Genomic DNA, 13,977 nt, shown 5'->3' with positions numbered 1-13,977 from the left:
ACCCCCGCCGCAGCTCCTCACCCGGGGCTGCTCCGATGAGGGGCATCGTCCTCGCGGGTGGTTCGGGGTCGCGGTTGTGGCCGATCACCAAGGGCATCTCGAAGCAGCTGATGCCGATCTACGACAAGCCGATGATCTACTACCCGCTGTCGACGCTGATGATGGCCGGGATCGACGAGGTCCTCGTGATCACGACCCCCGAGTACAACGACCAGTTCCGCGCCCTGCTGGGCGACGGGTCGAGCCTGGGCATGCGGATCGAGTACGCCGTGCAGCCCTCCCCCGACGGGCTCGCGCAGGCGTTCCTGATCGGCGAGGAGTTCATCGGCGACGAGTCGGTCGCCCTGGTCCTGGGCGACAACATCTTCCACGGCACCGCCCTGGGCACCGCCCTCGCGGCGAACACCACGATCGAGGGCGCCGTCATCTTCGCCTACCAGGTCGCCGACCCGCGCGCCTACGGGGTCGTCGAGTTCGACGAGCACTTCCGAGCCGTCTCCATCGAGGAGAAGCCCGAGCAGCCGCGCAGCAACTACGCCGTGCCCGGCCTCTACTTCTACGACAACGACGTCGTGGCGATCGCGAAGACGATCACGCCCTCGGCCCGCGGCGAGCTCGAGATCTCGACGATCAACGAGCGCTACCTCGAGGCGGGGCGGCTGAACGTCCAGGTGCTCGACCGGGGAACGGCCTGGCTCGACACCGGGACCTTCGATTCCATGATCGAGGCGACCGAGTTCGTGCGCGTGATCGAGCAGAGGCAGGGGTTCAAGATCGGCTGCATCGAGGAGATCGCCTGGCGCAACTCCTGGATCGACGACACCCGCCTCGCCGAGCTCGCCGCACCGCTGGTCAAGAGCGGCTACGGCGCCTACCTCCACCGCCTGCTCAGCCTCGAAGGCGTGAACGCGGGCCGCTGAGCCCGGCCTCCCCCGACCTTCCCGACCTCCAGGAGAACCCGTGCGGATCCTCGTCACCGGCGGTGCCGGCTTCATCGGCAGCAACTTCGTCCACCTGACCCTGCGCGAGCGTCCCGACGCGCGGATCACCGTGCTCGACAAGCTCACCTATGCGGGCAGCCGCGACTCCCTCGCCCCCGTCGCCGACCGCGTGCGGCTGGTCGAGGGCGACGTCGCAGACGCCGAGCTGGTGGACCGGCTGGTCGCCGATGCGGATCTGGTGGTCCACTTCGCCGCGGAGTCGCACAACGACAACTCGCTGCACGACCCGACGCCCTTCCTCGCGACGAACGTCACCGGCACCTTCGCGCTCCTGCAGGCGGTGCGCGCGCACGACGTGCGGTACCACCACATCTCGACGGACGAGGTGTACGGCGACCTCGAGCTCGAGGACCCCGCGCGCTTCACCGAGCACACCCCCTACAACCCCTCCAGCCCCTACTCCTCGACCAAGGCAGCCAGCGACCTCCTCGTGCGCGCCTGGGTGCGCTCCTTCGGCGTGCGCGCCACGATCTCCAACTGCTCCAACAACTACGGCCCCTACCAGCACGTCGAGAAGTTCATCCCCCGCCAGATCACCAACGCCATCGACGGCATCCGCCCCAAGCTCTACGGCACCGGCGCCAACGTCCGCGACTGGATCCACGTCGACGACCACAACACCGGCGTCTGGGCCATCATCGACCGCGGCGAGATCGGCGAGACCTACCTCATCGGCGCCGACGGCGAGAAGAGCAACCTCGACGTCGTCACCCGCATCCTCACCGCCTTCGGACAACCCGAGGACGCCTTCGACCACGTCACCGACCGCGCCGGACACGACCTCCGCTACGCCATCGACTCCACCCGCCTGCGCACCGAACTCGACTGGCGCCCCCGCTACACCGACTTCGACGCCGGACTCGCCGCCACCATCGACTGGTACCGCGCCAACGAGGACTGGTGGCGCCCCGCGAAGGCCGCCACCGAGGAGAAGTACTCCGCTCAGGCCTGAGGCGGCCCGCCGGCGGGGATCAGTGCGGACCGACTCCGGTCGACACCCGGCCGGAGGGCCGCGGAGAGTCGCACGGGCCGGGCGTCCGCTTCGCGCGGGACCGGCCGGACAGGACGATGCGGAGCAGCTGCAGCGGCTCGAGGAGGTAGCGGGCCGCGAGCCGGCGCGGGTCGCGCGCCAGGCGGAACAGCCACTCCACGCCCAGGGCGCCCATCCACCGCGGGGCGAGCGCCTGCGTGCCGGCGATGTAGTCGAGGCAGCCCCCCCACGTTCGCGAACGCCGCCCGCGGGGCGAGGTCCCGGTTCTCCAGGATCCAGCGCTCCTGGCGGGGCATGCCCATCCCGACCAGGACGAGATCGGCACGGGCGAGCGACTCGGCGAGCGGCCGCTCCTCGCCGATGCCGTGCCACTGCTGGTCGAATCCGTCGTACGCGAGCCAGGTCATCCGGGACGTGCGGGCGGCGACCGCCTCCGCCGCTTTGGCCGAGGACTCCGGCGTGCCGCCCACGGCGACCACCACCAGAGGCTCGTCGTTCTCGATCAGCGGGAACAGCCAGTCGGTGCTGTGTAGAAGGCTTCGCCGACGTCCGTCCAGGAGCCCGCGCCGCCCGCGGTGAGAGAGAGGCTCTGATCGCTGGGCCAGCCGACCTCCCCGACCGAGCAGTGCACCCCGTACCGCCGGCACCACTGCCCGAAGGTCGTCACCGCCGCCACGAAGACATGCTCGTCGGTGCCGCCCTGCTTGTCCGAGCGCAGGGTCGTACCCGTGCCGCCGGGGTAGAAGTGCTGCGAGTACACGATCCGGTCCAGCGGGTCCTGGATCCACGGCCCGTCGGGTGCGATCGCGGCGACCGTGCCCGTCGTCGCCTCCCGCATCCCCTCGACCCAGATCGTGTGCCGATCGCCGGTTCCCCGGACGGCCGACACCACGGCCTGCGTGTAGGCCTTGTAGGTCTCGACGGGGACCAGCGACCGCTTCACCTCGTTGAAGAGGTCGTAGGCGGCGATGCGTCCGTCGTTCTGGAACTCCGCCGCGAGCAGGGTCCAGACCCTCTGCGCCTGGGATACCGAGAGCCCGGATCCGAATCAGACGGTCCCCTCGGGCAGATCGCCCTGGCTCGCCGGATAAGTGCCGTTGTTGTGCAGGTCGAGCACGACCCGCATGCCGGCGGCGCCGATGGCGGCGATCTCGGTCCGGAGCAGCGCGACCGCCGCCGGATCGAGCCCCTTCGCCAGAGCGTCGTCGGTGCTCTCCCCGTCGGCCTGCGGCTGCAGGAGCGACCAGGGCACCGCGAGCCGGACCAGGGTGAGTCCGCGGTCCGCCAGGAACTCGTAGCTCTCGGGCGGATTCCCGGCGGTGCAGTCGACTCCGACGTCGACGCGCGACTGCAGATCGAACACGTTCACGCCGCGGAGGTAGGACCGGCCGCCCAGGTAGTCATCGACCGAGCCGATGGCAGGCGCGGGCGACGCGAAGGCGGACGACGGCGCGCAGGCCACGGGAGCAGTTCCGTCGCTCCGCTCGAGGAGCCGCACGGCGACCACGACGAGGGCCGCGACCACCACGACCGCCAGGACGATCAGCAGCGGGCGGCGGAGCCGACGGCGCGGCCGATCGCGTGCAGCGGCGATGCGAGCCTCCCGAGCCTGCCTGCCCGGTGCGGCCACCGGATCGCCGCTGAGGCTAGCAGAGCTCCGCGACGCCTCAGCGCACCGCCACCGTCGCGCGGTCGCGGCCGGTGAGGTCGCGCTGCGTGGTCGCTCCGCGCCAGCCGTCGGCAGTGAGCAGGGCGCGGATATCGGCGCCCTGCAGCTCGCCGTGCTCCATCACCAGCACTCCCCCGGAGCGGAGCAGGCGGAGGGCGGTCGCCGAGAGCGAGCGGACGACGTCCAGGCCGTCCTCGCCGCCGTAGAGCGCCGAGGGCGGGTCGAACAGGCGTACCTCCGGGTCGCGCGGGACGGCGGCGGCCGGGATGTAGGGCGGGTTGGAGACGACGACGGAGACGGTGCCGTCCAGCTCGGGAAGTGCCCGGGCGAGGTCGTCGAAGACGATGCGGGCGTTCTCGAGCCCGAGCCGCTCGCGGTTGCCGCGGGCCCAGATGAACGCCTCGGGAGCGTTCTCCACGCCGATCACGCGCGCGTGCGGCACCTCGTGCGCGAGCGCGAGCGCCAGGGCTCCGCTGCCCGTGCCGAGGTCGACGGCGATCGGCTCCGGATCGACGACCGCACGGAGCGCGTCGATCGCGATCTGCGCGACGCCCTCGGTCTCGGGTCGCGGGACGAACACGCCGGGTCCGACCGCGAGCTCGAGCGAGCGGAACGGCGCGATCCCGGTGATGTGCTGCAGCGGCTCGCGAGCCGACCGGCGCTCGATCGCGCTCGCGAACGCCGCGGCGTGCTCGTCGTCGACGGTCAGCCCCGTGATGAGGCGCGCCTGCAGCCGGCCGCGGCCGAGCCCGAGCAGGTGCCCGAGAAGCAGCTCCGCATCGACGTCCGGCGTGGGGACGCGGGCGGCGGCGAGGCGGGCGACCGCGTCCGCGAGGAGGGTGCGCGCGTCGACGCCGGTGGTCACGAGGGTCACGCCTCCTCGGAGCCGATGTCGGCCAGGCGGGCCTCCTCGTCGGCCTGGATGGCGCTCTCCACCACCGGGTCGAGCGCGCCGTTCATCACGCCGTCGAGGTTGTACGCCTTGTAGCCGGTGCGGTGGTCGGCGATGCGGTTCTCGGGGAAGTTGTAGGTCCGGATGCGCTCGGAGCGGTCCATCGTGCGGATCTGCGTCTTGCGCGCGTCCGAAGCCGCCGCGGCGATCTCCTCCTGCTGGCGGGCCAGGATGCGAGCGCGGAGCACGCGCATGCCCGCCTCGCGGTTCTGCAGCTGGCTCTTCTCGTTCTGCATCGACACGACGATGCCGGTCGGGAGGTGGGTGATCCGCACGGCGGAGTCGGTCGTGTTGACGGACTGCCCGCCGGGACCGGAGGAGCGGTAGACGTCGATCTTCAGGTCGTTCTGATTGATCGCGACCTCCTCGGGCGCGTCCACCTCGGGGAACACGAGCACGCCCGTGGTCGAGGTGTGGATCCGCCCCTGCGACTCGGTCACGGGGACGCGCTGCACCCGGTGCACGCCGCCCTCGTACTTGAGGTGCGCCCACACGCCCTGCGAGGGATCGGTGGCGTTGCTCTTGATCGCGACCTGCACGTTCTTGTAGCCGCCGAGGTCGGACTCGTCGCGGTCGAGGATCTCCGTCTTCCAGCCCTTCGCCTCGGCGTAGTGGAGGTACATCCGGAGGAGGTCGGCCGCGAACAGCGCGCTCTCGGCTCCGCCCTCGCCGCCCTTGATCTCCATGATGACGTCGCGGCCGTCGTCGGGGTCGCGCGGGATGAGCAGGCGCCGCAGCTTCTCCTGCGCCACCCGCAGCGACTCCTCCAACTCGGGGACCTCCTCCGCGAAGGCCTCGTCCTCGCGGGCGAGCTCGCGCGCGGCCTCGAGGTCCTCGCCGGCCTGGATCCAGGCGGAGTGGGCCGCCTTGATCTGGCTCAGCTCCGCGTAGCGCCGGTTGACCTTCTTGGCGCGGGCGGCATCGGCGTGGAGTGCCGGGTCGGAGAGCTGCGTCTGCAGGTCCTCGTGCTCGGCGAGGAGGACGCTGACGGATTCGAACATGGGGTCCTGGCTTCCGGAGGTGGTCGGGGTCGGGCTCATCGCCCGGGGACGCGAAAACGTCCGCGGCCGCCCCCGGTGACAGGGGCGACCGCGGACGTCGGGGCGCTAGTGGTGGCCGTTGCCGTGGCCGGCGGTGGCCGGGCCGACGGCCGACTTCGAGACCTGCATGAGGAACTCGACGTTGGACGAGGTCTCCTTCAGGCGCGACAGGATGATCTCGAGCGCCTGCTGCTGGTCGAGCCCGGCGAGGGCGCGGCGCAGCTTCCAGGTGATCTTGACCTCGTCGGCGCTGAGCAGCATCTCCTCGCGGCGCGTGCCGGAGGCGTTCACGTCGACGGCGGGGAAGATCCGCTTGTCGGCGAGGTGACGGGAGAGGCGGAGCTCCATGTTGCCGGTGCCCTTGAACTCCTCGAAGATCACCTCGTCCATCTTCGAGCCGGTCTCGATGAGCGCCGTCGCGAGGATGGTGAGCGAGCCGCCGTTCTCGATGTTGCGCGCCGCTCCGAAGAACTTCTTCGGCGGGTACAGCGCCGAGGCGTCCACGCCGCCCGAGAGCACGCGGCCCGAGGGAGGAGCGGTCACGTTGTAGGCGCGGCCGAGACGGGTGATGGAGTCGAGCAGCACGACCACGTCGTGGCCCAGCTCGACCAGGCGCTTCGCGCGCTCGATCGCGAGCTCGGCGACGGTCGTGTGGTCCTCGGCCGGGCGGTCGAAGGTGGAGGCGACGACCTCGCCGCGCACGGTGCGCTGCATGTCGGTGACCTCCTCCGGACGCTCGTCGACCAGAACGACCATCAGGTGGACCTCGGGGTTGTTCTGCACGATCGCGTTGGCGATCTGCTGCAGGACGATGGTCTTGCCGGCCTTGGGCGGCGCGACGATCAGGCCGCGCTGTCCCTTGCCGATCGGGGCGACCAGGTCGATGATCCGCTGGGTCAGCTTGCCGGGCTCCGTCTCGAGGCGCAGGCGCTCGGTCGGGTAGAGCGGCGTGAGCTTCTGGAACTCGACGCGCGCAGCGGCCTCCTCGACGGTCTGGCCGTTGATCGAGTCGACGCGGACGATCGCGTTGTACTTCTGGCGGCCGCCGCCCTCGCCCTCGCGGGGCTGGCGGATGGCGCCGACGACCGCGTCGCCCTTGCGCAGGTTGTACTTCTTGACCTGGCCGAGGGAGACGTAGACGTCGCTGACGCCGGGCAGGTACCCGGTGGTGCGCACGAAGGCGTAGTTGTCGAGGACGTCGAGGATGCCGGCGACCGGGATGAGGACGTCGTCCTCGCCGATCTCGGGCTCGAAGTCGTCGCCGATCGCTCCGCCGCGGCGCTTGCGGTCGCGGTAGCGGCTGCGGCGGCCGTCCTCGCCCTCGGCCTGCTGGCCGTTCTGGGGCTGTCCGGAGCCGTTCTGCTGAGGAGCCTGCTGGCTCTCGGACTGCGCGGCGCGCGCGCCCTGACCGTTCTGCGGCTGGGACTGCGAGGCGGGGCTCTGCTGAGCGTCGTTCTGGCGGTCGTCCCCGCGGTTGCGGTTCCGGTTGCGGCGGTTGCGACCGCGGCCGGTGCCCTGCTGGTCGCCGTTCTGCTGCTGGTCGCCGCCCTGCTGCTCCTGCTGGTCGCCGGAGTCGGAGGAGTCGGCGTCGTTCTCGGCGGGCGCCTGCTCGGCCTGCTCGCTCTGCTCGGAGGCGCCCCCGCGGCTGCGGCGGCGTCCGCGGCGCTCGCGCTGGCCGCCCTCGCGGGAGGAGTCGTCCGACTCCGGCCCGTTGGGCAGCTCGATGTCGATGACGGGCTTCGCAGCCTGGTCGGCGTCGCGGTCCTGCTCGATGACGGGGAGGTCGGGGATCAGCGACTCGACGCCGGTCCCGCCGGGGATGTTGAGGTGCTCGCCGGCGGCGACGGTGCCGCTGGAGGCGCGGCGCGAGCTGCGTCGGCGGGGCGCGCGCTCGGCGGGCTCGGCGACCGGCTCGGCCGCCGCGGGGAGCTCGAGCTCGACGGGGGCCGACTCGGCGGCCGTCGCGGAGGGCTCGTCGACGGTGGGCGCGGCCTGCTCGAGGACGTCGGCCGTGTCGGCCTCGGTGCTCTCGACGGGCGTCGGCAGCTCCGCCGGCGCCTCGGGCTGCGGAGCGGACTGCTCGGCCACATCGGCCGGCTCGGCCTCGACGCCGGTTGCGTCGACGTCCGGGGCGACCGCTGCGTCGTCCGGACCGACCGCGTCGGCGATCGCGGCGGGCGCGTCCTCGGCGGAGGCGGCGCGCAGGTCCGAGATGGCCTGGACCAGCTCGCCCTTGCGGAGCTTGGAGGCGCCGCCGAGGCCGAGCCGCGTCGCGAGAGCCTGGAGCTCGGCGACGCGCAGACCGGAGAGGTCGGCGGTGAGGTCCACGGTCGAGCCGTGGGTGTTGACGTCTGTCACTGGAGAGGGTTCCTTCCCCCCGGGAACGAGTGCTCACCGGGAGAGCTCATCGACCGTGCGGTGCCATCGCGTGTTCTGATCCACGCGATGCTCTCGGCCGCCGGGACCGACTGCCGCAGAGAGCGAGGAGAGGGCCCGGAGACCAGGCGCCGGTCTGCAAGAGGAGCAGGGGCGCCCTTCACACGATGTGATGGCCGTGGTTGTCGGGACGATCCGTCGGACAGATTCCGCTCGTTACGCGGTTCCTCGGGATGCGGTCCCCACTGTAGCACCCTTGAAGTCGACGGCCAGCATGTGCGCGCGCCACGGCGTGGGGGCCTCCCGCTCCACCAGATCCGCGGCGGCGAGGCGCTGTGCGGGGTCGCTGCAGAGCACCAGGACGCTCGGTCCGGCACCCGAGACGACGGCCGCGTAGCCGTGCGAGCGCAGCAGCGCGATCAGCGCTGAGGTCTCGGGCATGGCGGCCGCGCGGTAGTTCTGGTGCAGCTTGTCCTCGGTCGCCGCGAACAGCAGCTCCGGGCTCTGGATGAGAGCGGCGATCAGGAGCGAGGAGCGCGAGACGTTGAACACCGCGTCCTCGTGCGGCACGCTCTGCGGCTGCAGCGAGCGTGCCAGCCGCGTCGACATGGTGTGCTCGGGCACGAAGACGACCGGGGACACGCCGCGGTGGACCATGAGCTTCTTGGAGCGCGGGCGCAGCGGCGAGTCGTCGGCGCCGGAGGCGTGCGGCTCGACCCATGCGATGGTGAGGCCGCCGAACAGCGCGGGCGCCACGTTGTCGGGGTGCCCCTCCATCTCGGTGGCGATGCGGAGGAGGTCGTCCGAGTCGAGCTCGACGACGCCCTCGAGCAGGCCCTTCGCGGCCATGATGCCGGAGACGATCGCGGCGCCGGACGAGCCCATCCCGCGGCCGTGCGGGATGATGTTGCGCGCGATCACCTCGATGCCGGGCATCTCCTGCCGCTGGTCGGCGAACGTGTACGCGATGGCCTGCACGACGAGGTTCGTCTCGTCGGTCGCCACCTCGCCCTCGCCGACCCCGTGCACGGTGACCCGCGCACCCGTGGCCGCGACGGCCGTCACGTCGAGCTCGTCGTAGAACGAGAGCGCCAGGCCGAGCGTGTCGAAGCCGGGGCCCAGGTTCGCCGAGGTGGCGGGGACCTTGACGTGGACGGTGCGGCCGACGGTAACCGCCGAGGTCATGCGCCGGCCAGCCCCAGCACATCCGCGATCGCGGCGGTGTCGACCGGGACGACGGTCGGCGTGATGTCCGCGCCGTCGGCCGTGCGGAGCGCCCACTGCGGGTCCTTGAGCCCGTGGCCGGTGACCGTCAGGACGACGGTCGCGTCCCTCGGGATCGCTCCGGCCTCGGCGCGCTCGAGGAGCCCCGCGACGCTGATCGCCGACGCCGGCTCGACGAAGACGCCGACCTCGCCCGCGAGGATGCGGTACGCCTCGAGGATCTTCTCGTCGCTGATCGCGCCGAAGTAGCCGTCGCTGACGGTGCGCGCGTTCAGGGCGAGCTCCCACGAGGCCGGGTTGCCGATCCGGATCGCGCTGGCGATCGTCTCGGGGTGGCGGACCGGGGCGCCGTGCACGATCGGAGCGGAGCCCTCGGCCTGGAAGCCGAACATGCGCGGGAGGCGGGTCGACTCGCCGCGCTCCAGCTCCTCCGAGTAGCCGCGGAAGTAGGCGGTGTAGTTGCCCGCGTTGCCGACCGGGACGATGTGGAAGTCCGGCGCGTCGCCCAGCACCTCGACGACCTCGAAGGCCGCGGTCTTCTGGCCGGCGATGCGGTCCGGGTTCACCGAGTTGACCAGGTGGACCGGGTAGTTCTTCGCGAGGTCGCGGGCGATGTCGAGGCAGTCGTCGAAGTTGCCCTGCACCTGCAGCAGCTGCGCGTTGTGCGCGATCGCCTGGCTGAGCTTGCCCAGGGCGATCTTGCCCTCCGGCACCAGGACGGCCGCGGTGATTCCGGCGTGCGTCGCGTAGGCGGCGGCCGACGCGGAGGTGTTGCCGGTCGAGGCGCAGATGACGGCCTTCGCGCCGTGCTCGACGGCCTTCGAGATCGCCATGGTCATGCCGCGGTCCTTGAAGGAGCCGGTCGGGTTCATGCCCTCGTACTTGACCCACACCTTCGCGCCCGTGCGCGCCGAGAGGGCCGCCGCGGGGATGAGCGGCGTGCCGCCCTCGCCGAGAGTGATGACCGGGGTCGCCTCGGTGACATCGAGGCGGTCCGCGTACTCGTGCAGGACTCCGCGCCACTGCTTGGCCATCTCAGGCTCCTTCAACTCGTAGAACAGACGTCACGGCGCCGACGAAACCATGGGAATGGAGGGCGGTGACGGTGGCCGCCAGATCGGATTCCGCCGCGGCGTGCGTGCCGATGACCAGGGTAGCGGTCGGCTCGCGCCGCTCCGCACCGCCCTGCTCCTCCAGCGGGTCGGCGCCGGGCGGGGTCTGCACCAGGGTCTCGACCGAGACGCCGTGGTCGGCGAAGACGCCCGCGATCTGCGCGAGCACGCCGGGGCGGTCGAGCACCTCGAGGGTGACCTGGTACCGGGTGGTGACGTGGCCGATCGGGAGGACCGCGAGCCCGGAGCTCGCGCTGGTCACCAGGCCGGGGCCGCCGACGACGTGGCGGCGGGCGGCCGACACGACGTCGCCGAGGACGGCGGAGGCCGTCTCGATCCCGCCGGCGCCGGCGCCGTAGAACATCAGGTCGCCGGCCGCCTCCGCCTCGACGAAGACCGCGTTGTTGGCCCCGTGCACGGCCGCGAGCGGGTGGGAGCGGTGCACGAGCGCGGGGTAGACCCGCGCGGACACGCCCTCCACGCCGGTCTTGGCGTCGGTCAGCCGCTCGCAGATCGCGAGCAGCTTGATCACGTAGCCGGAGTCGCGGGCCTGGTCGACCTGCGCCTTCGTGATGCCGGTGATGCCCTCGCGGTGCACCAGGGTGACCGGGACGTCGGTGTGGAACGCGAGGCGGGCGAGGATCGCCGCCTTCTGCGCCGCGTCGTAGCCCTCGATGTCGGCGGTCGGGTCGGACTCGGCGTAGCCGAGCTCGGTCGCGCGGGCGAGCGCGTCCTCGAGGCTCGCGTGCTCGGTGTCCATCCGGTCGAGGATGTAGTTGGTCGTGCCGTTGACGATGCCGAGGATGCGGTGGACCCGGTCGCCGGCGAGGCTGTCGCGCAGCGGCCGGATGATCGGGATCGCGCCGGCGACGGCCGCCTCGTAGTTGAGCTGGGCGCCCACCTGGTCGGCGGCCTCGAAGAGCTCGTTGCCGTGGGCGGCGAGCAGCGCCTTGTTGGCCGTGATCACGTCCGCGCCCGACGAGATCGCCGTGAGGATGTGGCTGCGGGCGGGCTCGAGCCCGCCGATCAGCTCGACCACGATGTCGGCGCCCAGGATCAGCGACTCGGCGTCGGTGGTGAGCAGGTGCTTCGGGATGTCGGCGGTGCGGGGCGCGTCCACGTCCCTGACGGCCACGCCTACGAGCTCCAGCGGCGCCCCCACGCGCTGGGCGAGCTCGTCGCCGTGGTCGAGCAAGAGGCGCGCCACCTGGGCACCGACGGACCCGGCGCCCAGCAGGGCGACGCGGAGGCTGCGGTACTCGATCATCGGGAGGTGGCCTTTCGTTCGATGCCGGCGTCGCGGCGGAGGAGGTCCTCCTCGGTCTCGCCGCGCACGAGGACGCGCGAGCGCCCGTCGCGGACGGCGACCACCGGGGGGCGCCCGAGGTAGTTGTAGTTGCTGGCGAGCGACCAGCAGTAGGCGCCGGTCGCGGCGACGGCGAGCAGGTCGCCCGGCCGCACGTCCGCGGGCAGGAAGTCGTCGTGGACGACGATGTCGCCCGACTCGCAGTGCTTCCCGGCCACCCGCACGAGGGCGGGCTCGGCCGAGGAGGAGCGGTCGGCGATCCGCGCCGTGTAGTCGGCGCCGTAGAGCGCCGGACGGGCGTTGTCGCTCATGCCGCCGTCGACGCTGACGTAGCGGCGGACCGCGGTCGAGCCCTCGGAGCCGACCGTCACGTCCTTCACGGTGCCCACCTCGTAGAGGGTGACGCCGGCGGGCCCGATCAGCGAGCGGCCGGGCTCGATCGCGATGTGCGGCACCGGGACGCCGCGGGCGGAGCACTGCTCGGCGACCGCGTCGGCGACGGCGGCCGCGATCTCGGCGATCGGGGTCGGGTCGTCGGCACTGGTGTACGCGATGCCGAAGCCGCCGCCGAGGTTGAGCTCCGGCACGGGGCCGTCCGCGAGCAGTGCCGCGTGGACGTCGAGCAGGCGCGACGCCGACTCCGCGAACCCGGCGGAGCCGAAGATCTGGGATCCGATGTGGCAGTGCAGCCCGAGGAACCGCAGGGAGGAGAAGGAGCGGATGCGGGCGACCGCGGCCGGGCAGTCGGCGAGTGCGAGGCCGAACTTCTGGTCCTCGTGCGCCGTGGCGAGGAACTCGTGGGTGTGCGCGTGCACTCCGCTGTTGACCCGGAGGCGCACCGCCTGCACGCGGCCGTGCCGCTCGGCCGCGGCTGCGACGCGCTCGATCTCGACGAGGCTGTCGAGCACGATCGTGCCCGCGCCCACCTCGACGGCCCTGTCGATCTCGCGGAGCGACTTGTTGTTGCCGTGGAGGCCGAAGCGCTCGGGCTCGATCCCGGCGGCGAGGGCCACTGCCATCTCGCCGCCGCTGGAGAGGTCGAGGTTCAGGCCCTCGTCGCGCATCCAGCGGGCGACCTCGGTCGAGAGGAACGCCTTGCCCGCGTAGTAGACCGTGACGCCGGTGCCGATGCGGCCGAGCTCGCGGGCGAAGACCTCGCGCATCTCGACGGCCCGGCGGCGGGCGTCGGCCTCGTCCACCACGTAGAGAGGAGTGCCGTGCTCGCGCACCAGCTCGGCGACGGGCACTCCGGCGATCCGGATCCCGCCGTCCTCGCCGCGCTCGGCGCTGTCCGGCCACACGCCGTCGGCCAGGGCGTTCGGGTCGGCGGGCGTGTGCAGCCACTCAGGCGCGAGCGGATGCCGGGGGGCGCGGGCGCGGGCGTCGACGGTGTCCACGGGTGAGACCTCACAGAAGAGAGTGGGAGCGTCACTGCGGGGCGAGCGGGTCCGGATTGACCCCTGAAGCCAGCGATGTCAGTGTTCGGCCCGCGGAAGACGCCGGCACAGGGCTCCGATCCTACCGGTCCGGGGCGGCGGCGCCGCGCGGGCTCAGGCGCACGTGCCCGGTTCCTGCTCCGCGGGGTCGCTGAGGAACGTCGGAGAGAGCGCGAAGCTCGCGTTCAGCGACTCGTCGGCGACCTCGACTCCGGTCAGCGTCAGTCCGCGCGGCACCGAGTCCGCGATGCACACGGACGACGGAGCGAGCAGGTCGCCGGAGACGGCGCCGAAGCGGTCGCGGAAGTCGGTCGCCGAGAAGGTCGCACCGGCGGCGGAGACCTCGGCCGGGGTCAGCCGGATGGCGCCGTCCACGGCGGCGAGCTCCATCCCCACGCCCGCGCCGAGCCGGAGGCCCAGCACCTCGACGGAAGCGGTCACGCGCACGAGCGGAGCGTCCAGCGTCACCTCGTCGACAGGTACGGTGCTGCGCTCGGTGACGAGCCGCGAGACCGAGGCCGCGTCGATCGCGACCGTCGTGCTGCCGGACTCGACCGCTCCGACGCCGCTCACCGGCACCCCGATCAGGGTCGCGGCGACGTCGCCGTCGAGCTCGCCGAACGTCACGTCCGAGCTGCGCAGGTCGAGCCGGTCCAGCCGCCCCGAGACGAGCTGCGGGAGAACGGCCCAGCCGGCGACGTCGACGTCCACCGCCCGGTCCGCGGGCAGTGCGAGCGCCTCGCGGAGGCTCGCGGCGGCGCGGTCCGCGACGGCGCGGCGGGCGAGCGAGTCGCCCACCACCGCCGCGACCACGAGCAGCACCAGCACGACGACGACCACCACGGCCGCGCGTCCCCCGCGCCGGCGCCG

General features: G+C 72.3%; 11 protein-coding genes and 2 pseudogenes. 2 read left to right on the top strand and 11 right to left on the bottom strand.

Annotated elements, in window-relative coordinates:
• The first annotated feature begins 35 nt into the window (after positions 1-35).
• The gene (rfbA, locus tag C5C99_RS07585) at positions 36-920 is read left to right on the top strand and encodes a glucose-1-phosphate thymidylyltransferase RfbA (protein ID WP_104232713.1); all 885 of its coding nucleotides are present in this window, start codon (positions 36-38) and stop codon (positions 918-920) included.
• A 40-nt stretch (positions 921-960) separates the two neighbouring features.
• Positions 961-1,953, top strand: coding sequence for a dTDP-glucose 4,6-dehydratase (rfbB, locus tag C5C99_RS07580; protein ID WP_104339864.1), 993 nt, complete (start codon positions 961-963; stop codon positions 1,951-1,953).
• Positions 1,954-1,972: 19 nt separating this feature from the next.
• On the opposite strand, the gene C5C99_RS17480 is transcribed toward rfbB, so the two are convergent.
• The 11 genes and pseudogenes from C5C99_RS17480 to C5C99_RS07525 all read right to left on the bottom strand — a co-directional run bounded on the left by C5C99_RS17480 (position 1,973) and on the right by C5C99_RS07525 (position 13,950).
• Positions 1,973-2,317 carry a WecB/TagA/CpsF family glycosyltransferase gene (locus tag C5C99_RS17480; protein WP_219813756.1) on the bottom strand — a complete coding sequence of 115 codons (345 nt, stop codon included), beginning with the start codon at positions 2,315-2,317 and terminating at the stop codon, positions 1,973-1,975.
• Positions 2,283-2,462, bottom strand: a pseudogene (locus tag C5C99_RS17675) (hypothetical protein); the annotation flags it as partial. The pseudogene C5C99_RS17675 and the gene C5C99_RS17480, both read right to left, overlap by 35 nt.
• Before the next feature lie 32 nt (positions 2,463-2,494).
• A pseudogene (locus tag C5C99_RS17475) lies at positions 2,495-3,355 on the bottom strand (glycoside hydrolase family 5 protein).
• A 304-nt stretch (positions 3,356-3,659) separates the two neighbouring features.
• Positions 3,660-4,535, bottom strand: a complete 876-nt coding sequence (prmC, locus tag C5C99_RS07560) for a peptide chain release factor N(5)-glutamine methyltransferase (protein WP_104225565.1) — start codon at positions 4,533-4,535, stop codon at positions 3,660-3,662.
• Positions 4,532-5,614, bottom strand: coding sequence for a peptide chain release factor 1 (prfA, locus tag C5C99_RS07555; RefSeq protein WP_104232724.1), 1,083 nt, complete (start codon positions 5,612-5,614; stop codon positions 4,532-4,534). The genes prmC and prfA overlap by 4 nt, the downstream gene beginning before the upstream one ends.
• Before the next feature lie 105 nt (positions 5,615-5,719).
• Positions 5,720-8,011: a transcription termination factor Rho gene (rho, locus tag C5C99_RS07550; RefSeq protein ID WP_104339862.1), complete on the bottom strand. Its 2,292-nt coding sequence runs from the start codon at positions 8,009-8,011 to the stop codon at positions 5,720-5,722.
• A gap of 234 nt (positions 8,012-8,245) precedes the next feature.
• Positions 8,246-9,214 (bottom strand): homoserine kinase, encoded by a 969-nt coding sequence (gene thrB, locus C5C99_RS07545; protein ID WP_104339861.1) that lies wholly within the window; start codon positions 9,212-9,214, stop codon positions 8,246-8,248.
• A complete protein-coding gene (gene thrC / locus C5C99_RS07540) occupies positions 9,211-10,287 on the bottom strand; it encodes a threonine synthase (RefSeq protein WP_104260117.1) in 1,077 nt (358 codons plus the stop codon). The genes thrB and thrC overlap by 4 nt, the downstream gene beginning before the upstream one ends.
• A gap of 1 nt (position 10,288) precedes the next feature.
• Positions 10,289-11,632 carry a homoserine dehydrogenase gene (locus C5C99_RS07535; RefSeq protein ID WP_104223002.1) on the bottom strand — a complete coding sequence of 448 codons (1,344 nt, stop codon included), beginning with the start codon at positions 11,630-11,632 and terminating at the stop codon, positions 10,289-10,291.
• A complete protein-coding gene (lysA, locus tag C5C99_RS07530) occupies positions 11,629-13,068 on the bottom strand; it encodes a diaminopimelate decarboxylase (protein ID WP_104225560.1) in 1,440 nt (479 codons plus the stop codon). The genes C5C99_RS07535 and lysA overlap by 4 nt, the downstream gene beginning before the upstream one ends.
• Positions 13,069-13,221: 153 nt before the next feature.
• The gene (locus C5C99_RS07525; protein WP_104262485.1) at positions 13,222-13,950 is read right to left on the bottom strand and encodes an LmeA family phospholipid-binding protein; all 729 of its coding nucleotides are present in this window, start codon (positions 13,948-13,950) and stop codon (positions 13,222-13,224) included.
• Between the last annotated feature and the right edge of the window lie 27 nt (positions 13,951-13,977).

This window comes from Rathayibacter sp. AY1C4, from assembly GCF_002932195.1.
Taxonomy (GTDB): domain Bacteria; phylum Actinomycetota; class Actinomycetes; order Actinomycetales; family Microbacteriaceae; genus Rathayibacter.
This window is presented reverse-complemented; position numbering and strand designations above follow the sequence as displayed.